This window comes from Stenotrophomonas sp. STEN021 (genome assembly GCF_056760175.1).
On the sequence record NZ_JBRREH010000094.1, the window covers coordinates 1 to 18530 of the forward strand.

General features: G+C 60.7%; 16 protein-coding genes, 1 tRNA gene, 1 other RNA gene and 2 pseudogenes. 10 read left to right on the forward strand and 10 right to left on the reverse strand.

The genetic code is table 11. The features are described 5' to 3' along the window. Positions 1 to 94: 94 nt before the first annotated feature. The 4 genes from ACVOL0_RS17265 to dnaX all read right to left on the reverse strand — a co-directional run bounded on the left by ACVOL0_RS17265 (position 95) and on the right by dnaX (position 3569). A complete protein-coding gene (locus ACVOL0_RS17265) occupies positions 95 to 442 on the reverse strand; it encodes a histidine triad nucleotide-binding protein (RefSeq protein ID WP_481550128.1) in 348 nt (115 codons plus the stop codon). Between the two features lie 50 nt (positions 443 to 492). Beyond that, on the reverse strand, positions 493 to 1092 hold the full coding sequence (gene recR, locus ACVOL0_RS17270) for a recombination mediator RecR (RefSeq protein WP_282270729.1): 600 nt from the start codon (positions 1090 to 1092) through the stop codon (positions 493 to 495). A 107-nt stretch (positions 1093 to 1199) separates the two neighbouring features. After that, positions 1200 to 1520, reverse strand: a complete 321-nt coding sequence (locus ACVOL0_RS17275; protein ID WP_057629296.1) for a YbaB/EbfC family nucleoid-associated protein — start codon at positions 1518 to 1520, stop codon at positions 1200 to 1202. 6 nt (positions 1521 to 1526) lie between these two features. Continuing rightward, positions 1527 to 3569, reverse strand: coding sequence for a DNA polymerase III subunit gamma/tau (gene dnaX, locus ACVOL0_RS17280; protein ID WP_481550129.1), 2043 nt, complete (start codon positions 3567 to 3569; stop codon positions 1527 to 1529). 139 nt (positions 3570 to 3708) lie between these two features. On the opposite strand from dnaX, the gene ACVOL0_RS17285 reads away from it, so the two are divergent. Then, positions 3709 to 3801, forward strand: a tRNA-Ser gene (locus ACVOL0_RS17285). A 65-nt stretch (positions 3802 to 3866) separates the two neighbouring features. Here the strand turns inward: ACVOL0_RS17285 and ACVOL0_RS17290 are convergent. Both ACVOL0_RS17290 and ACVOL0_RS17295 read right to left on the reverse strand, forming a co-directional pair. Continuing rightward, entirely contained in the window at positions 3867 to 4787 is a 921-nt protein-coding gene (locus tag ACVOL0_RS17290; protein WP_481550130.1) for a Kiwa anti-phage protein KwaB-like domain-containing protein, read from the reverse strand. After that, entirely contained in the window at positions 4784 to 5356 is a 573-nt protein-coding gene (locus ACVOL0_RS17295; protein WP_481550131.1) for a hypothetical protein, read from the reverse strand. The genes ACVOL0_RS17290 and ACVOL0_RS17295 overlap by 4 nt, the downstream gene beginning before the upstream one ends. Before the next feature lie 175 nt (positions 5357 to 5531). Here ACVOL0_RS17295 and ACVOL0_RS17300 point away from each other — a divergent pair, with 175 nt between their 5' ends. Next, the gene (locus tag ACVOL0_RS17300) at positions 5532 to 7883 is read left to right on the forward strand and encodes a GH92 family glycosyl hydrolase (RefSeq protein ID WP_481550132.1); all 2352 of its coding nucleotides are present in this window, start codon (positions 5532 to 5534) and stop codon (positions 7881 to 7883) included. Positions 7884 to 8165: 282 nt separating this feature from the next. Beyond that, entirely contained in the window at positions 8166 to 8618 is a 453-nt protein-coding gene (locus tag ACVOL0_RS17305; RefSeq protein ID WP_481550133.1) for a GNAT family N-acetyltransferase, read from the forward strand. Between the two features lie 8 nt (positions 8619 to 8626). On the opposite strand, the gene sugE is transcribed toward ACVOL0_RS17305, so the two are convergent. After that, complete coding sequence (gene sugE / locus ACVOL0_RS17310; RefSeq protein WP_481550134.1) at positions 8627 to 8944, reverse strand: quaternary ammonium compound efflux SMR transporter SugE; 318 nt, start codon at positions 8942 to 8944, stop codon at positions 8627 to 8629. A gap of 311 nt (positions 8945 to 9255) precedes the next feature. Here sugE and ffs point away from each other — a divergent pair. Beyond that, positions 9256 to 9352, forward strand: an RNA gene (ffs, locus tag ACVOL0_RS17315) — signal recognition particle sRNA small type. Positions 9353 to 9715: 363 nt separating this feature from the next. Here ffs and ACVOL0_RS17320 read toward each other — a convergent pair. Both ACVOL0_RS17320 and ACVOL0_RS17325 read right to left on the reverse strand, forming a co-directional pair. After that, positions 9716 to 10480 carry an MBL fold metallo-hydrolase gene (locus tag ACVOL0_RS17320; RefSeq protein WP_481550135.1) on the reverse strand — a complete coding sequence of 255 codons (765 nt, stop codon included), beginning with the start codon at positions 10478 to 10480 and terminating at the stop codon, positions 9716 to 9718. Further along, positions 10480 to 11229, reverse strand: coding sequence for a 3-deoxy-D-manno-octulosonic acid kinase (locus tag ACVOL0_RS17325; protein ID WP_481550136.1), 750 nt, complete (start codon positions 11227 to 11229; stop codon positions 10480 to 10482). Before ACVOL0_RS17325 ends, ACVOL0_RS17320 begins: the two co-directional genes overlap by 1 nt. A 20-nt stretch (positions 11230 to 11249) precedes the next feature. On the opposite strand from ACVOL0_RS17325, the gene ACVOL0_RS17330 reads away from it, so the two are divergent. Next, on the forward strand, positions 11250 to 12296 hold the full coding sequence (locus ACVOL0_RS17330) for a glycosyltransferase family 9 protein (protein WP_481550137.1): 1047 nt from the start codon (positions 11250 to 11252) through the stop codon (positions 12294 to 12296). A gap of 249 nt (positions 12297 to 12545) precedes the next feature. On the opposite strand, the gene ACVOL0_RS17335 is transcribed toward ACVOL0_RS17330, so the two are convergent. Then, a complete protein-coding gene (locus ACVOL0_RS17335) occupies positions 12546 to 12944 on the reverse strand; it encodes a DUF6165 family protein (protein ID WP_481550138.1) in 399 nt (132 codons plus the stop codon). 305 nt (positions 12945 to 13249) lie between these two features. On the opposite strand from ACVOL0_RS17335, the pseudogene ACVOL0_RS17340 reads away from it, so the two are divergent. The 5 genes and pseudogenes from ACVOL0_RS17340 to ACVOL0_RS17360 all read left to right on the forward strand — a co-directional run. Then, positions 13250 to 13507: pseudogene (locus ACVOL0_RS17340) on the forward strand (Arm DNA-binding domain-containing protein); the annotation flags it as partial. Between the two features lie 6 nt (positions 13508 to 13513). Beyond that, entirely contained in the window at positions 13514 to 14452 is a 939-nt protein-coding gene (locus tag ACVOL0_RS17345; protein ID WP_481550141.1) for a tyrosine-type recombinase/integrase, read from the forward strand. Positions 14453 to 15285: 833 nt separating this feature from the next. Then, a complete protein-coding gene (locus ACVOL0_RS17350) occupies positions 15286 to 17247 on the forward strand; it encodes an oleate hydratase (RefSeq protein WP_481550139.1) in 1962 nt (653 codons plus the stop codon). A gap of 74 nt (positions 17248 to 17321) precedes the next feature. After that, positions 17322 to 17918, forward strand: a complete 597-nt coding sequence (locus ACVOL0_RS17355; protein ID WP_481550140.1) for a TetR/AcrR family transcriptional regulator — start codon at positions 17322 to 17324, stop codon at positions 17916 to 17918. A gap of 64 nt (positions 17919 to 17982) precedes the next feature. Further along, positions 17983 to 18303: pseudogene (locus ACVOL0_RS17360) on the forward strand (alcohol dehydrogenase catalytic domain-containing protein); the annotation flags it as partial. Positions 18304 to 18530: the final 227 nt, after the last annotated feature.

The window sequence follows — 18530 nt, forward strand, 5'->3', positions numbered from 1 at the left end:
CCCGGTGTGCGCGCCCGGGCGCGGGCGGCGGTTTGTTGTTGGTTGACTGGGCCGGGGCTATGCCCGCTCCCACAATCAACACAACAACTTCAGATCACGCGCCGAAATGCCCCAAGGGCGCACCTGCCAACAAATGCAGGTGGATGTGGAAAACGGTCTGCCCGGCATCTTCGCGGCAGTTCATCACGATGCGGTAGCCGTTCTCGGCAAAGCCTTGCTGGCGGGCATACGCCGCAGCCGCCAAAGCCAGCTTGCCGATCAGATGCGCCTGCGTCGGCTGCAGGTCATCCAGGGTCGGGATGACTTCGTTCTTCGGGATGAAAAGCACATGCACCGGCGCCTGCGGGGCGATGTCCTTGAAGCCCAGCACGTCCTCGTCTTCGTAAACGATGGCGGCGGGAATTTCGCGGCGGATGATCTTGCCGAAAATGGTGTCGGTCATGTGGGGCCTCGCTGCAGTAAACGACCTACAGCTTACAGCCCCGGCGCGGCTTATTCGCCGACTTCGCTGCGGCTGCCGAAGGCGTGCGACAAGGTGCCGCGATCCACGTATTCCAACTCGCCACCCAAGGGCAGCCCCTGCGCCAGGCGGCTGGGGCGGACCTTGTTGCGACGTGCCAGTTGCGCCAGGTAATGCGCGGTGGCCTCGCCTTCGACGGTGGAGTTGGTGGCGATGATCAACTCGGTGACTTCGCCTTGCGCCAAACGTGTTTCCAGCTGATCCAAGCCCAGCTCACGCGGGCCGATGCCATCCAGCGGTGACAAACGCCCCTGCAGCACGTAGTACACACCGCGGTAGCTGGTGGCGTGCTCGATTGCCAGCCGATCGGCCGGTGATTCGATCACGCACAGCATCTGTCGCTCGCGGCTGCTGCTGGCGCAGACCGGGCACAGCTCGGTTTCGCTGAAGTCGCGGCATTGCTTGCAGTGGCCGATCTTCTCGATGGCCTCGGCCAGCACTTCCGACAAGCGCTGGCCACCGTCACGGGCGCGCTCCAGCACGTGATAGGCCATGCGCTGGGCCGTCTTCTGGCCAACGCCGGGCAGCACCCGGAAGGCTTCGATCAGTTGTTCCAGCAGCGGCAGGCTCATCGCAACGGTCTCATCACAGCAGCGTATCGCTAAAACAAGCGCGCGAAGCACGGAGGCTTCGCGGCGCGGGGACGTGCATGCGCCGGTCCAGCCGGCGCGGGGCCACATCAGAACGGCAGCTTCATGCCCGGCGGCAGCTTCATGCCGGCGGTGGCCGAGCCCATGCGGCTCTGCGATTCGGCGTCGATCTTGTTGGCGGCGTCGTTGAACGCGGCTGCAATCAGGTCTTCAGCCATTTCCGGATCGCTCAGCACCGACGGATCGATGCGCACCTTGCGGCACTCCTTGGTGCCACTCAGGGTCACGCTGACCATGCCGCCGCCGGCGCTGCCGGTGACTTCCAACTTGGCGATTTCTTCCTGGGCCTTCTGCAGGTTTTCCTGCATTTTCTGGGCCTGCTGCATCATTTGGGCGATATTGCCGCGCATGGTTCGTTACTCTTTGAAAGGACGGATGGAATCGGCCACGACCCGTGCACCCTGCTGTAGCAGCTGCTGCACCTGGGGGTCGGCCATGAACACGGCTTCGGCCGCGGATTGCTGTTCACCGCGCTGACGATCTGCGCGCTGGTGCAAGGTTTCAGCCTGAGCGTTGCCGGTCTCAATGAGGATCTTGGGCGTGCTACCCAAGGCCTGTGACAGCGCCTGCGCCAGGGCATTCAAGGCGCGCTCAGACTGCAGGTATTCAAAACCCGGCAACAAGGCCAACCGCAGCACACCGTGCTGGAAGCTGACGAAGGCGGCGTTGGCGGCCAGCTCGCGTGACGGACCACTCAGGCCGCTGTCGTCGATCAGGTCCAGCCATTGTTCTGCGTCGTTCAAGCTGCGCCCGCCCTGCGACGGTGCCGGTGCAACTGGTTCAGCGGCTGCCGCTGGTTCGATGGCGATGCCGGTCGGACGCACCGGCTCGGCCTGCTGAACCGACTGCGGTGCAGCGACGGGCGCCGGCTTCGGCGCCTCAACCGGTGTTGCAACCGCCATTTCAATGGCTTCGGGAGCTTCCGGCATGGCCATTTCGGCCGCCATCGCCTCGTCACGCGCATTCGCTTCCGCTGCCTCAACCGCCCATGGCGGCAGATCTTCGTCGGCGACTGCGGGCTTGGCAGCTTGCACCGGGGCCGGAGCTGCTACCGGGGCTTGCACGGGCTCAGGCGCGGGCGCTGCGGGTTCCGGCGCAGGCGCGGCTTGCTGCGGCATGACTGCTGCCGGTTCGGGCACAGGCTCGGGCCTGGATTCCGGCGCCGGCGCGACTGCAGCTGGTGCAGCTGGTGCAGCCTGCGCTGCAACCGGCTTGGCGGTCTGCGCCGACGCTGCGGCAACGGCTGGTGCGGCTTGCGTATTGCCACCCACGCCTGCGCCAGTTCCGGATGCAGTGCCTTCCGGCGTCGCCGGTACTGCGCCTGCCGGGCGGAACGCCAGCATGCGCAGCACAGTCATTTCAAAGCCGGCACGCGGGCTGGGAGCCAAGTGCAGGTCGCGACGGCCACCGAGGGCCATCTGGTACCAGAGCTGCACCACTTCCGGGCGCAGGCGCTGGGCAAAAGTCACCGCGTCGACGCCTTCGCCCGGCACCGATGTGCCCGGCACCAGCTGCTGCACCTGGATGCGATGCAGGCCTTCGGCCAGGGCGTCCAGCACCCCGCTCCAGTCCGGCGAGAACTCGGCCAGCCCGGCAACCACCTGCAGCAGGCGCGCGCCTTCGCCATCGGCCAGGGCATCGAGCATGGCACTGACCTGGGTGCGATCGACCGTGCCCAGCATGGTACGCACCACGTCGTCGCGCAGCGCGCCGCCGGCATAGGCAATGGACTGGTCCAGCAGCGACAAGCCATCACGCAGCGAGCCATCGGCCGCGCGCGCCAGCTGCACCAACGCACTGTCGTCGAACTCGATCTGCTCGGCGGTCATGATCCGCGACATCTGGCCGTGGATCTGCTCCTCGTCCAGACGCTTGAGGTTGAACTGCAGGCAGCGGCTGAGCACGGTGACCGGCAGCTTCTGCGGATCGGTGGTGGCCAGCAGGAACTTCACGTGCTCCGGCGGCTCTTCCAGCGTCTTCAGCAGCGCGTTGAACGCCGCCTTGGAGAGCATGTGCACTTCGTCGATCAGGTAGACCTTGTACTGCCCACGCGAGGGCATGTACTGGGCATTCTCGATCACCTCGCGCACGTCATCCACGCCGGTATTGGACGCGGCATCGATTTCCAGCAGGTCGATGTAGCGGCCGGCATCGATGTCCAGGCAGGCCCGGCACTGACCACAAGGGTCGGCACTGGTGCCGTTCTCGCAGTTCAGCGACTTGGCGAAGATGCGGGCAATGGTGGTCTTGCCGACACCCCGGGTGCCGGTGAACAGAAAGGCGTGGTGGACGCGGCCACTGTCGAGCGCATTGCTGAGCGCGCGGACCACGTGTTCCTGGCCCACCAACTCGGCAAAACGCTTCGGACGCCACTTGCGGGCAAGGACGAGATAGGACATCAGGCAACCGTCTTCATCTGAAGCCCCATTGTGCCACGCCCGGCCCATCCGCCAGCACCCCGTTCCGGGGGTGCTTGTGAACAGCCGCCAGTCCCTATAGAATCCACGCCCCTGCCGAGGCATTAGCGCGGCAGGATCCGGAGAGGTGTCCGAGTGGTTGAAGGAGCACGCCTGGAAAGTGTGTAAGCGTCTAAACCGCGCTTCGGGGGTTCGAATCCCCCTCTCTCCGCCAGATTAAGCAAAACCCCCTGAGCAATCAGGGGGTTTTTGCGTTTAGATTAATCACCAACACGGTGGTTAGTTGATCCTCACGCCATCAGGTACGTCGTACATGATTTGAGTGATCTCACTAACCAACCGCTGATCGAGCAGAAGCTTCATGATGACAGCGGCTGTAGCCTCAGTTGGGATGATCAGACCTTGCGCATCAAACTGAACTCCCCAAGGATACTTTGCACAGACCGTACGTAACGCCCCAAGGTAGCTTGGATCGGCATAGAGCTTCTTGTCCTGAATAACTGCCATTCGTCGCAAATGCATCCCATTCTGGCCGACGTGATCGATCATCGGAGCCATATCGGTAAACAACGCCACAAACTCAGGCTCGTCACGGAGTTCGCCAAACGCTTCGACGTAGCCAGCTCGATACTTCATCATCGACTCAAAGCCACGCTTATTAGCAACCAACAGTGCGTCGTCCAAAGCGAACAGATCGAAACCAGGCTCAATGGTAAAATCAACACCCTCAACTGCAGTCAACTCCCCATCCCTAAAAATAGTGTTGACTACACCCTTCTTTTTGTAAGTCGGCTTCCATGTCGTGGGAGACCTACGCAAGGCGTAAAGCGTCCGATCTCCGTTTACAAATTTGACGAGATAACCAGCGGCATTCCTTAGCTTAGCCAAGTCACCGACGGCGTATTCAACCTCTGGCCGGTCAACCAAACCTTTTAGCAACCCAAAATCGGTCTCTTGCGCAGCGACAGAAAGGCATCCATTCTCAGTGGATTGCGCGAGGTGTCCATAAGGGATCCACTCCGTAATCCTCTCCTGTTCTGAACGAGCAAAACCTCGCAAAGCATTCTCTAGTGAGACGTCTGTTCGAACATAAGCTGCGGTAAAACGCTCGACCTTGGTACTCGCCCTGAAAACCCAGAGGTGAACCTCTGCTCCATCTAAGTCAAAATCTTGAAACGCCTGAAGTGCCTGATCGGTCATGGATCCCCCATTAGATAAACGTCCTGAATTTCTTCGGCATTCTGAATACTGGGCACTAGCCGGCCTCTTTTCAAGACTCTCACAACCCTGATCGCCCCTTCTTGGCCCAGCGCCATCCTGACCTCATAGAGCTTCCACCCAAGAACCATCAAAAGCGGATTCATCAGCACTTGACCGGACCGAAATGTAATGACGAAAAGCCCCACTAAAAAAACAAAAAATCCGGCCAACTTTTGCGGTTCACCATAGCTAATCCCCATGAATGAAACCACGTAAGGAAACACATAGTTGATCAGATCATTGGGAATAGACTTTACTTCTTGCACGTGCACGCGATGCTTCATGCGAACCGATTTTAGAGTGAACATCGCGAAAAAGAGAGCCAACAGAGTTACGACTACACCACCCACTGCCAGCCATGGGTGGTCAAATATCTGAAATTCGCAATCGAACTTCTTGCCCCAGCCACAGACTGGCGCCCCCCAAAGGTGAGGTGAAATATCCTGCACCATCAGGATGACTGCCAAGGGGAGATAAGACCCCAAGAACAAAACAACTGCGGACCACATTCGAAATTGCATTTCTCCCCCCAACCGATCCTGACGTTCATCATAGCTTCGCAGACGGACATCGCAGGGAATGAGAATCGCTGGATGCCTTTGAGCACTCGCACAATTCTGCTTAAAGAGCTCCAAAGCCGCATACTAGCCTCTATATCTCTTAGACCGATCCAAAAGGTGCGGGATGAAGCAACTGGGCGCGACTCTGTTGGTATTTGCAGCAACCGTAGCAACCGTCACTCTGGTGCCACCTTCAGCGCTGGCAGCCTCACCCGCCACCAACGAAGCCGCCTACGCCGCCGTGAACCCTTTCATCGGCACCGGCGGCGAGGGTCATACCTATCCGGGTGCGACCGTCCCTTACGGCATGGTCCAGCTGTCGCCCGATACCCGCATCCAGTCGCGCAAGAATGGCTATGGCTGGGCGGCGGGCTATCGCTATGACGACAGCACCATTGTCGGTTTCTCGCATACGCACTTCTCCGGTACCGGCCATTCCGATCTGGGTGATCTGCTGTTGATGCCGACTACCGGTGAGTTGAAGCTGGAGCGCGGCAATCCAGACCAGCCCTTGAGTGGCTATACCTCGCGCTTCAACCATGCCAGCGAGACCGCGCAGCCGGGTTATTACGCGGTGACGCTGGACGACTACAAGGTGCGCGCCGAACTCACCGCCAGCGCGCGCGTTGGCATGCACCGCTACAGCTTCCCTGCCGGCAAGCCAGCGCATGTGGTGCTGGACCTGCGTACCAGCATGTATGACTACCCAGGCAAGATCCTGTGGTCGCGGGTGCGGGTGCGGGCCGATGGCACGGTTACCGGCTTCCGCGAGACGCGCGGCTGGGCGCCGGGCCGGCAGTTGTATTTCGCGATGCGTTTCTCGCAGCCGCTCAGTGGCCATCAGTTGCACGACACCGAACAGGATGTCGTCTACAAGGGCTTCCCGCCGCCGGGCGAGAAAGACCCGACGCAGCGCGCGCAGATCGAAGGCCGGCAGCTGGTTGCTGCCTTTGATGTGGTGCCGGAGGCCGGCAAGCCCTTACTGGTGAAGGTGGCGATCTCGCCGGTCAGCGAGGAAGGCGCGATCGCCAACCTCGATGCGGAAGCGCCGGGTTGGGATTTCGATGGCATGCGCACTGCCGCCAAGCAGCAATGGAGCGAGGCACTGGGCGCGGTCGAAGCGCAGGGCAGCGTGGGCGAGCGCACCCGCTTCTACACCGCGCTGTATCACACCCTGCTTGGGCCGACCTTGTTCATGGACAGCGATGGTCGTTATCGCGGGCCGGACAACGCAGTGCATCAGGCCAAGGGTTGGACGAACTATTCGACGTTCTCGCTGTGGGATACGTATCGCGCCCTGCACCCCTTGGCCACGTTGGTGCAGCCACCACAGCGCACCAATGATTTCGTCAACTCGCTGCTGGCCTCACGCCGCGAAAGTCCTTACGGCGTGTTGCCGGTGTGGTCGTTCCACGGCCTGGAGACCTGGTGCATGATCGGCTACCACGCGGTGCCGGTGATCGCCGATGCCTATATGAAGGGCATCCGTGGCTACGACACCGAGGAAGCGCTGCAGGCGATGGTCGCCAGCGCCAACTACGGTCCGTATGACGGCATCGCGCAGTACCGCGAGCTCGGCTATGTGCCGATCGATGAGGAAGGCGAAGCAGCCAGCAAGACGCTGGAATATGCCTATGACGACTGGACCATCGCGCAGGTGGCCAAGGACATGGGCAAGACCGAAGTGGCGAGCGAGTTCAACAAGCGTGCTGCCAACTGGAAGCATGCGTTCGACCCGGGCACCGGCTTCATGCGGGCGCGCAAGCGCGATGGCAGTTTCCGCGAGCCGTTCGATCCCAGCGCCAGCGGTTACGGCACGGATTTCACCGAAGGCAATGCCTGGCAGTACTCGTGGTACGTGCCGCAGGATGTCGCCGGCTTGGCGGCTGCGCATGGTGGCAGCGACAAGCTGCTGCAGCGTCTGGACGATGTATTTGAAGCCAAGGTTGATCCGTCTATCTTCGCGCACATGGAAGACATCACCGGACTGATTGGCTGGTACGCGCATGGCAATGAGCCTAGTCACCATGTTGCCTATCTGTATGCACATGCCGGGCAGCCGTGGCGGACGCAGGCGCGCTTGAAGCAGATCATGGACACGCAATACGCCGCGCGCCCGGACGGCTTGGCGGGTAACGATGATCTTGGGCAGATGTCGGCCTGGTATGTGTTTACTGCGCTGGGTTTCTATCCGGTTACGCCGGGCAGCAACCAGTACATCATCGGCCGGCCGTTCCTGCCGCAGGCGACCTTGAATCTGCCGGATGGGAAACGTTTCAGCATCGTTGCTACTGGACTGGATGCTGCGCATACCTATGTTGGCTCGGTGAGCCTCAACGGCAAGCCGCTGGATCGAGCGTATGTAACGCACCAGGAGATTGTTGCTGGTGGGGAGCTGCGGTTCACGATGCAGGCTGAGCCGAATAAGTCCTGGGCTGGCGATGCTGCGAAGCTGCCTTATTCGATGTCGCATTGATTGGTTTTTTGTGCTGCTTGGTATGCGTTGTTTGGCGGTTGAAAGCACGCTTCGCGCTCCCCTCTCCCCAACCCCCGCTCCGCGCCCCGGCCCTTGCGCTAGCGCAAGGTCGTTCCAGGGGCCCCGCACCGTTGGTTCGTGGCCCCTTCCACCCCGCAAGGGGAGAGGGGCTAAGGCCAGAGCCAGAGCCCGAGCCCGAGCAAAAACAAAAGCCAAGGCAGCCCCCTGCTCTCCCTCCAACGTCCAGAGAAAGAGCGGACTGAAGCTGCTAGATTGCAGCATATGCCGATCCGCCCCTACCAACCCGCTGATACCGCTGCCTGCCTGTCGCTGTTCGACAGCAATGTGCCCAAGTACTTCACATTGGCCGAACGCACCGACTTCGAGCAGTTTCTACAGCGAAATGCGCAAAGTTGCGACTATCAGCTGATCGAGCACGATGACCGGGTTGTCGCCTGCGGCGGCTTGGCGATACGCGACGATGGCGTCGCCGTCTTCTGCTGGGGCATGGTCGAACGCAGCCTGCATCGGCAGGGGTTTGGCAGGCAGTTGAGTCTTGCCCGTTTACAGCAAGCCAGACAGAGCCCGAACGCGAAGCGCGTGGAGCTCAACACCAGCCAGCACACGCAGGACTTCTACGCGCAGCTCGGTTTCAGCGTGATCCGGGTCGTGGCCGACGGCCACGGCCCGGGCTTGGATGCGGTCGAGATGATGCTGGTGCTGCGCGAGGACTGAAGCAGCTATCAGCTGCTGGACAGCTTCATCAGCACCAGACCGCTGACGATCAGCACCGCCGCGCCAATACGCATCACGCTGACCTGCTCGCCGAGGAAGATGACACCGATGATGAACGCACCTACCGCGCCGATGCCGGTCCAGATCGTATAGGCGGTGCCCAGCGGCAAGGTCCGCATGGCCAAGGCCAGCAACCAGAAGCTGGCGATCATGCCGATGATGGTGACGATGCTGGGAACCAGCCTGGTGAAACCGTGGGATTGCTTCATTGCCAGCGCCCAGACGATTTCCAGCACACCAGCGATCACGAGATAGATCCAGGCCATACAGCCTCCTTGAAAAGCCAGGCCGTCCTGGGTGAAGTCCCGTGCTGGGCGGAGGTCGTCCTCCGATGAGCGGGCATTCTATCCAAGCCGGGCCTTGCGGGCCGCCAAGCGGCGGTGACGGGTTACACGGGGTTCAAACCGGAACGCTGGTCGGCCGGTGCATGCATACGTTACAATCGCCGCACACGATCAGGACCTGCTCCAGTTTGTGTCCGGTCCATGAAGCATCGGCGGCTGATGATCGCATCGCCCCAGCCTCTCGTATCGTGAATGGCCGCGCTCAGCGCGGCCAAACCGTCTCTATGGTGGCCCCGTCGGCCCCTCGCGACGCTAGGTCGAAAATCCCGCCAGGGCCGGAAGGCAGCAACGGTATCGATCGACGCGGGCGCCGAGGTCAGCCGGCGGGGTCGCCACCTTTTTGGGCCCTTGAAAAGACTCCGCTGCTTCAGCGGCGACGTTGTTTGTGCGCGTTGCAGCCCGGGTAAGCGCAGCGCACCCGGGGCTTTGGGCCAGTCAGGATTTCTGCCGGGCGATCGACTGATTGCCGGCCTCGAATTGGCGTTTTTGTTGCGAGCTACCCGGCATGCCTCCAGGGTGCGCTGCGCTTACCCGGGCTGGGTTGCTGCGGAGGGTTTGGATGGGGCTGATCTGGACTGGCTCCGGCCCTCACCCCAACCCCTCTCCCGCAAGCGCGAGAGGGGCTTGGTGATCATTGCCTGGAGTTCCTGGGGCTCTACGTGCACCCACAGTCCCGAAGCCATGCCTCGCGGCTCACCCCTCAAACGGCTCCGCACGCGGCGCCGTCGGCTCGGCCAAGGCCACACACTCACCCGGCATCGCCACGCGGTGGCCGCGCGCGCGCAGCGCTTCGCCGTCGGCGGCGCTCGCGTAGTGATAGAGCATCATCCGCGCCTGGGTGGCGGCGTCGTATTCGCGCTCCAGGTCGTCCACGCCGGTGTGCGACGGGTTGCCGTGCAGCCCGCAGTCGTGGGCGATCAGTTCGTTGTCGCCGGCAAAGCGCGCCAGCATCTCCGGGATCGGGCGGGTATCGCCGCTCCACACCACTGCACCCTGCAGGCGCAGGCCGTAGGCGGTTTCCGGCCAATGGTGGCGCACCGGGAACACTTCCAGGCGCACGCCCTCATGCCAGAACGCATCGCCGACCACGATCAGCTGGAAGGCATCCCAGAAGTTGGCGCCGCCCTCGGCCAGCACGTTCGGGTAGTCACCTACCCGCTTGTGCAATAGCGGCACCAGCGGCGCCGGCACGTATAGCCGGAGCTTGCCGCGCCGTTGCGGGTTGAAGAAGGCATCGACAAATAGCCGCTCGAAGCCGGCCACATGGTCCAGATGGATGTGGGTGACGAACACCGTATCCGGCATGGCGCGGTAGTGGTTGCGGTAGGCGGTCAGGCCTTCGCCGCCGCAATCGATGGTCAGCCACGGCAGGCCGCCATGCTCGATCACCGACATCGGCGACCCCAGCTCCACCGCCGACGCATTGCCGACTCCCAGAAAACGCAACGCCCAACTCATTACACGCCCCGGTTCCAGGCCAGATCATAGGCGCGACGCAGCCGCGCATAGTCCTGCTCCACGTCCTCGCGGCTGCGCGCACCGCGCAGCTTCAGCAGGGAGCGCAGCAGGCGCTTGAGGTTGCGCTCGCGCCAGCGGGTCGCCGGAATGCGCAGCACGCCTCGGTCAAAATCAATCAGCCAACCACGGCCGGCATCGTCAAACAGGATGTTGTGGGCATTCAGATCGGCGTGGTCCAGACCCGCACGGTGGAAGCGCGCGATCATCCGCCCGGCCTCTTCCCATGGCGCACCGCGGCCGGTGACCTGCGCGTGGTCAGCCAGCGAACGCACATCTTCCAAGCGCTCCATCAGCAGTGCCGCCTTGTAGCGCAGGCCTTCGCGCATGTAGAACGCCGCGTAGGGGCGCGGCACCGGCAGCTTCTGCGCGACCAGCTCGCGCATCAGCCGGAATTCGGCAAAACTGCGCGTGCGGTTGGCGCCACGCCACAGATAGCTGCTATGGCTGATTTTGGCGGCGACACCGCCGCGCAGGTACTGGCGAAGCACGCTGCGACCGAACGGCGCATCGATGAACCATGCCCCGCCACGCCCGCCATCGCCCACCGGTTGGGCCTTGCTGCCCCACTGCGCAGGCGCGAACAAGCCGGGATCGGCTTGCCGCAGGCGTTCGCGGTCGAACAGAATGGCGCCATAGCCGCGACCATCGCGGCAGGGCGTCAGCGCTTCAGTGGCGTCAAATGCGACCATCTTTAAGAGTCTAACAACACATGCCTGCATCGTCGTCCCCGTTGTGTCTTTTACGCCTGTCGGCACTGGGTGACGTAACCCATGTGGTGCCGCTGGTACGCACACTGCAGCGGGGATTTCCGGGCACGCCACTGCATTGGGTGATCGACAAGGCAGGTCACAAGCTGCTCGATGGCCTGCCCGGGGTCAGCTTCCACGTTTACGACAAGAACAGCGGATTGGCAGGAATGCGTGCGCTGCGGCGCGAGCTTCCGGCGGGCCGCTTCGATGCACTGCTGCAGATGCAGGTAGCCGCGCGCGCCAATCTGCTGTCGGCGTTCATCCCTGCCAAGCGCCGCATCGGCTACGACAAGTCACGCTCCAAGGACCTGCACGGGCTTTTCATCAACGAACGCATCCCCGACCGCCCCGGCATCCACGTGCTCGACGCCATCGGCAGCTTCTGCGAGCCGCTGGGGCTGAAGCAGACCGAGGTCAGCTGGGACCTGGCCACGCCACCGGAGGCGCACGAGTGGGCGCATGCGCAGTGGGACGAGGATGGCCGGCCGGTACTGATGATCTCGCCCTGCTCCAGCCACCAGCGTCGCAACTGGTACGCCGAGCGCCATGCCGCCCTGGCCGACCACGCCGCCAGCCAGGGTTGGCGGGTGGTGCTGTGCGGCGGGCGCAGCGAACTGGAGCGCAGCACCAGCGATGCCATCCTCGCCGCGATGAAGCACCCGGCGCTGGACCTGGTCGGCAAGGACACGCTCAAACAGCTGCCGGCACTGCTGGCCCGCGCCTCGCTGCTGGTTACCCCGGATTCGGGTCCGATGCATATCGCCAACGCGGTCGGCACCAAGGTGTTGGGCCTGCATGCGGCCAGCAACCCGGCGCGCAGCGGCCCCTATTCCGACCGCCGCTACTGCGTGGACCGCTATGACGATGCCGCCCGCCGCTATCTGCACAAGCCGGCCAGCGAGCTGAAATGGGGCACCAAGATCGAGTTCGACGATGTGATGTCGCTGATCACCGTGGAAGATGCGATTGCTGCGTTTGAGCGTTATCGCGCGGATCATCAACGCTGACCAGCTGCAGGAGCCGCTTCTTGTAGGAGCGGCATAAGCCGCGAAGCTGGCCATGCTGCAGCGCCGGGCATTTCAGCCATCTGCTGATCCACGAGCTTCGCGGCTTAACGCCGCTCCCACAAGGCGGATCCAGGCTTCCTTTTTGTGGAAGCGGCGTCAGCTGCGAAGCTGGCCTCGCCGACGCGCCAGTAATTTCCGCGATCTGGTGACCTATGAGCTTCGCGGCTCACGCCGCTCCTACAAACAGATTCAGCCCGCCCGGTAGTCCTGGTAGGACTTCTCTTCCACGTAGCTGGAACCCAGCGCCAGGTTGATGGCCTTCTTGATGCGCGCGCGCTCATCGTTCTGGATGTAGACGCTGCGGGCCAGCTGCACGAACGCATCGTCGAAGGCCTGCGCCTTCTCTTTCAGGCGGATGTCGTCTTCGATATCCCACAGGCGCTCATTGACCGCCTTCAGCTCGGTACGCAGCGCCGCGATGTCCTGTGCGGCGGCTGGATGCGCTGCCCAGGTGCTGTCCAACGCGTTCAACTCATTGCGCACATTGGCCAGCTTCGCGGCATCGCTCATGCGCTCGGATTTGATCTGCAGAATGGAGATCTTGTCCAACAACTCACCGAAGGACACGGGGACGAGGATTTCTGACATGGGGCTTACCGGTTGGATCAGGCGCACAGTGTAGCCGCTGCTGCCGGGTATTCAGCCGCAGAGCCAAGGTGCATAAGGAGCAAAAAGAAAAAGCCACCCGAAGGTGGCTTTTCCAAGTATCTGGCGGAGAGGGGGTCTGCCTAATGCTCGTCCAGCCCGGTCCAAGGCAATCCAGAAAATTCATATTTAATGCATTAATTTCAATACCTTACACAAACCCTTACTCCAAACATGTCCAGTACTGTCCATCAACAGCTCCCTCCAAATGGCATACTGGATGGCATACCGGAAACACCAAAGAACTCATGTCACTTCTCACCGATGTCAAAGCACGAAGCATCCTTCCCGGAAGTCGCGCAGTACCTCATGGAGCCGTCACTGGCCTGAGCCTCCTCCCCTCATCGACCCTGAAGGGCCAAGGAAAATGGGTATTTCGATACGTCAGCCCCTCGACTGGGAAACGTAGGAACGCTGGGTTAGGCGGCTATCCACAAGTCACTATTGCCGCAGCAGGGAAGCTGGCTCGAGAGATGCGAGACCTGATCGCGACGGGACAGGACCCCTTAACAGTGAAAGCCCTGGAAGCCACCAAGCTCCAGATACCGACCTTTAAGGAGGCTGCGACACAGGTCCACACCGAGATGAGGCCTGGCTGGCGGAATGACAAACATGCCCAGCAGTGGATCAACACACTGGTCGAGTATGTCTTCCCAAAAATTGGGAGCCTGCCGATCGACCAGCTACAGCCTCGGCACATCGCCGAAGTCCCACGCCCCATCTGGCTTGAAAAGGCCGAAACTGCCTCACGCGTTAAACAGCGTATTCATGCCGTAATGGCTTGGGGCTGGGCGCACGGTTTCAACCAAGCTAACCCCGTGGATGTGGTCAACCACTTGCTCCCTCAGCAACCCAGCAAGACGATCCGCCAAGAACACCAGCCCGCAATGCCTTGGCAGGACGTCCCCACATTTGTCGGAGCGGAGTTGGCAACCGCGGGTGAATTCGACGTGACCCGCCGCGCGTTGCTTTTTCTGATCCTGACGGGCGCCCGCTCCGGCGAGGTCCGAGCCATGACTTGGAGTGAGGTGAATCTACGTAACGGGCTATGGATAGTTCCAGCAGACCGAATGAAGGCTAGACAAGTTCACAGAGTTCCACTCTCCAAGCAGGCAGTGGCCTTGCTCCAACAGCAAGTCGGCCATGACGACGAACTCGTATTCCCATCCATTCAAGCCCGAAAGGTACTGTCAGATATGACTCTGACTGCCCTATTACGTAGACTCTCGGCCCCCAGCGATTCAGAGGGCCGAGTAGCCACAGCACATGGATTCCGCTCTAGCTTTCGCGACTGGTGCAGCGAAAAAGGATATGCCAGGGACTTGGCTGAGCGCGCTCTAGCTCACACCGTTAAAAATCAGGTTGAGGCGGCATATCATCGAACCGACTTACTGGATCAGCGACGACCGATGATGCAAGCGTGGGCTGACTACATTCAGCCAGAGCAATAAAGCTGAAAGACTGGCCAAGGCTTTCACGAATTGCAGCTAAAACTCTATTGGGGAATGTCCGCCATTGAGATTCTGTGCGATTCACCACGTAGCAGTTATATGTAGACGGGGCGAAAATCCGCTTGGGCGCGATTAGCGCCCACAGCTAAGAGTGCCGGTACATCAAAGAATCCGGACAATCCGAGCTGCGCCGTCTCACACGCAAGGGACAGCTCGCGACATGGTTTTGGGAACGGCCCAAAGCGGCTGCGAGCGAGAGCTAGGCTCCGCCGGAATAACCTCGGGAGGCGGCCATGTCTGCAAAGGCAAAGTCATCAGCAAGACCCAGCGAGCTTATAACCTCATCGATTCTCTACGAGGTGAGTTCAGCATCCAGATGACGTGCCGTCTGCTCGGGGTTGCTCGAGCAGACGACAACTCATGACGGCAACATCTTTTTCCGATCAAGCTCAGGATGATGCGGTTGTTTCGGCTGATCCGCGCGTCGCTTCGCTAGCACGGCACCTACTTCACCCAGGGTGTTCCTTGGCCTGCGAAAGGTAGGAGAGACATGCATCAAGCACTCTGCTGCACGCTTGATGCGACAGAACAGGCTGCAGGCCTTGCACGGTCAGCGTGTCCGAACACCGCGCCCTGAACGCAGGAGCTTTCGACTCTCCCTCCGCAACCCAACTCCCCGACTTCGCCTGGAGCATCCCCGCAGGCGCATGCACGCAAGCAGCTCTGGGGCCTCCGACTAGGCATCCAAAGCTGAGAGGGATTCCATTTGAAATCTGGATTTCACGCGATATTCCAAATAGACTGAGGAGGCGTCTCATCAACAAGGAACGACCATGGAAGAAGTGAGTTATCCCAAAGCTGGACCGAGCATTGAAGCGAACGTAGGGGATGGGCACTGGCGAAAGGGGCCCTCGGATACGCTGCCGCCTCCGGACACTGTTGGACCCTATATGCGCAACCGCCCCCTGCCTGTGGATCAAGTGGAAGGCAGGAAAGCATGGATCATCGGAAGTGGAATCGCGGGTCTGGCCTCTGCCTTTTACTTGATCCGCGACGGGCGGATGAAGGGGCAGGACATAACCATCCTCGATGCCGTGGGCACTCCAGGCGGATCACTGGACGGCTCAGGGGACGCCGAAGATGGCTACCTGATCCGAGGCGGGCGCGAGATGAACTGGAACTACGATCACTTTTGGGATCTCTTCCAGGACATTCCCGCGCTGGAGTACCCGTCCCCTTACTCGGTCTTGGATGAGTATCGGGCGGTGAACGACAATGATCCTAATTGGTCCAAGTCCCGATTGATGCACAAGCAAGGCCAAATTCGGGATTTCAGCACCTTGGGGCTTTCTTCCGCCCACCAATGGGAATTGATCAAGCTTCTCCTGAAGCGCAAGGAGGACCTCGATGACATCACCATCGAACAGTACTTCAGCGATAGCTTTCTGGAGACCAACTTCTGGTACCTCTGGCGCTCGATGTTTGCGTTCCAGAACTGGCAAAGTCTGCTGGAAGTGAAGCTGTACATGCATCGCTTTTTGGATGCAATCGACGGCTTGACGGATATGTCAGCGCTCGTGTTCCCAAAATACAACCAGTACGACAGCTTCGTCGTCCCCCTGGTCAACTACCTCAAGGGCCAAGGCGTCAACGTACAATTCGGCACGCGCGTCTACGACCTGGACATGACGGACAACAACGGCGAGCGTACCGTGACCTCCATTCTTGCGAAGGTAGACGGGCGGGATCAGAAGATTGACATCGGCGCGAAGGACGTGGTTTTTGCCCTGACTGGATCGATGACGGAGGGTACAGCCTACGGCGATCTGGATACTGCTCCCGACCTCACTCGAGCCACCACGCCCCCTGGCGACTCAAGCGATTGGGCGTTGTGGCAGAACCTGGCCAAGAAGTCCCACGTCTTTGGTAAGCCTGAAAAGTTCTGCGGGCAACCCAGTCGCTCGATGTGGGAGTCTGCCACCCTGACGTGCAAGCCTTCGCCGTTGACCGAGCGCCTCAAAGATCTCTCAATCAATGACCCTTATTCGGGAAAAACGGTGACCGGTGGAATCATCACCTTTACCGACTCGAACTGGGTTCTCAGCTTCACCTGCAATCGTCAACCGCATTTCCCCACACAACCAGACGACGTACTGGTGCTTTGGGTCTATGCCTTGGTCATGGACAGCAAAGGCAACCATGTACTAAAACCAATGCCTGAGTGTACGGGCCGCGAAATTCTTGCTGAGCTTTGCTACCACCTCGGCATTGTGGATCAGGTGGATGAAGTGGCCAGACAGACCAAGGTTCGCCTTGCCCTGATGCCATTCATCACGGCTCAATTTATGCCACGAGCTGCTGGAGATCGACCGCGTGTTGTTCCAGCCGGGTGCACCAATCTCGCTCTGCTGGGCCAATTCGTGGAGACGTCTAATGACATCATCTTCACCATGGAGAGTTCCGTCAGGACTGCGCGGATTGGCGTGTACACGCTTCTGGGGCTACGAAAGCAGGTCGCCGATATCAGCCCCACGCAATACGACGTCCGAAATCTGATCAAGGGTGCTCGTGCCCTGAACAACAACGAGCCGTTCATGGGCGAGCGGCTGCTCCATCGACTGCTCGACAACACCTACTTCGCCCACATCCTCCCGCCGCTGCCAGCAGGAGACGGTGGATCCAGCGATCAAGCGGCAAGCTCGCGTATGAAGGCCAACCACACTGCGGCGACGGCACTTGGAGCGGTGTCTGATTGGATCCATCATGTTCGGGATAAACTGAAGCCGGGCGCCTGATAGCAAGCCGGGCCTAGCAAGGGGAGGCGGCCAGAGCCCCTCCCCTTTTTACTTTCCATATGAACGCCGATGCCATGCGCAAGACACGTGAACAGAACCAACTCGAGACCCGCGAAAAGCTGATGGCTGCCGCCGCAGAATTCATCGCCAAGGGAGGCATTGGGGCGCTGTCGCTGCGTGCAATTTGCGAGAAGGCCGGCTACTCCCAAGGGGCTTTCTACTCGAACTTCTCTAGCCGCGACGAACTGCTGTTAGCAGTAATGGCTGACCACATCCACGTAGAGATAAACGCCCTCTGCGAAATCATCCGATCGATGGCTCACGCCGGGCATGAGGCGCTGATATCTCGACTTGCCATCCACTTGAGCAACTTGGCCAGCCAAACGCACTGGTCGCTGCTTGCAATGGAGTTGCAGCTTCACGCCCATCGGGATTCGGCGTTTGCCCAGTCCTACACTTCGGCCAAGTTTGGCTACCACACAGCGTTCTCAGAACTCATTCGAAGCACTGTTGATTCACAACACCTGAGCACGCCCATTCCTGTGAATCAAGCCGCTGAAGGGCTCTACGCGCTCTGGTTTGGACTCATCCTCCAGCAGATGCCGACAGCCGCACCGCGAGAAGACACCTTTTTGGCATTCTTGCGAGTCGCTCTAGGAATAGCCAACTAAGGCGCCTACACAGTAGCGGTGGTTCATCGTCAACGGGCCACCAGGATGCGCGGGTGGGCGCGTCATGGAAGCGCGTTCGTTCGCCTTGCAGGATCTCGTTGCTTCTACTCGCAAGGTTCCCCTGCCTGGCCCGGGCGAGTTGCTTTTGCAGGTAAAGGCCGTCAGCCTGAATTTTCGGGACATTGCAGTATTGACCCAAAATTACTACCCGAATCTCAAACTTCCGTTCGTACCTGCGTCGGACGCAAGCACGGAAGTTGCAGCGATCGGCGCGGGGGTGACTGGCTGGGAGGTGGGCGACCGCGCGGTACCCATCTACACTCAAGGTTGGCATGATGGCCTTCCTAGCAGGGAGATGCGGGCCCAGAACACCTTGGGCGGACCTCTCGAAGGCGTTCTCCAAGACTACATCGTGGTCCCCGCACAAGACGTGGTCCGTCCGCCTGAGTTCCTTAGTCACGCTGAAGCTTCCACGCTTCCGATTGCAGCGCTGACTGCATGGGGTTCTACCCCGAAATCACGGACGGTTGTAAAAGGGCTGAGAACTTCTGGTCTTGCCTGGCGACCCTTCGTCGCATCCTCGGGTTGTGGAACCGCTCGATGTATTCGAAC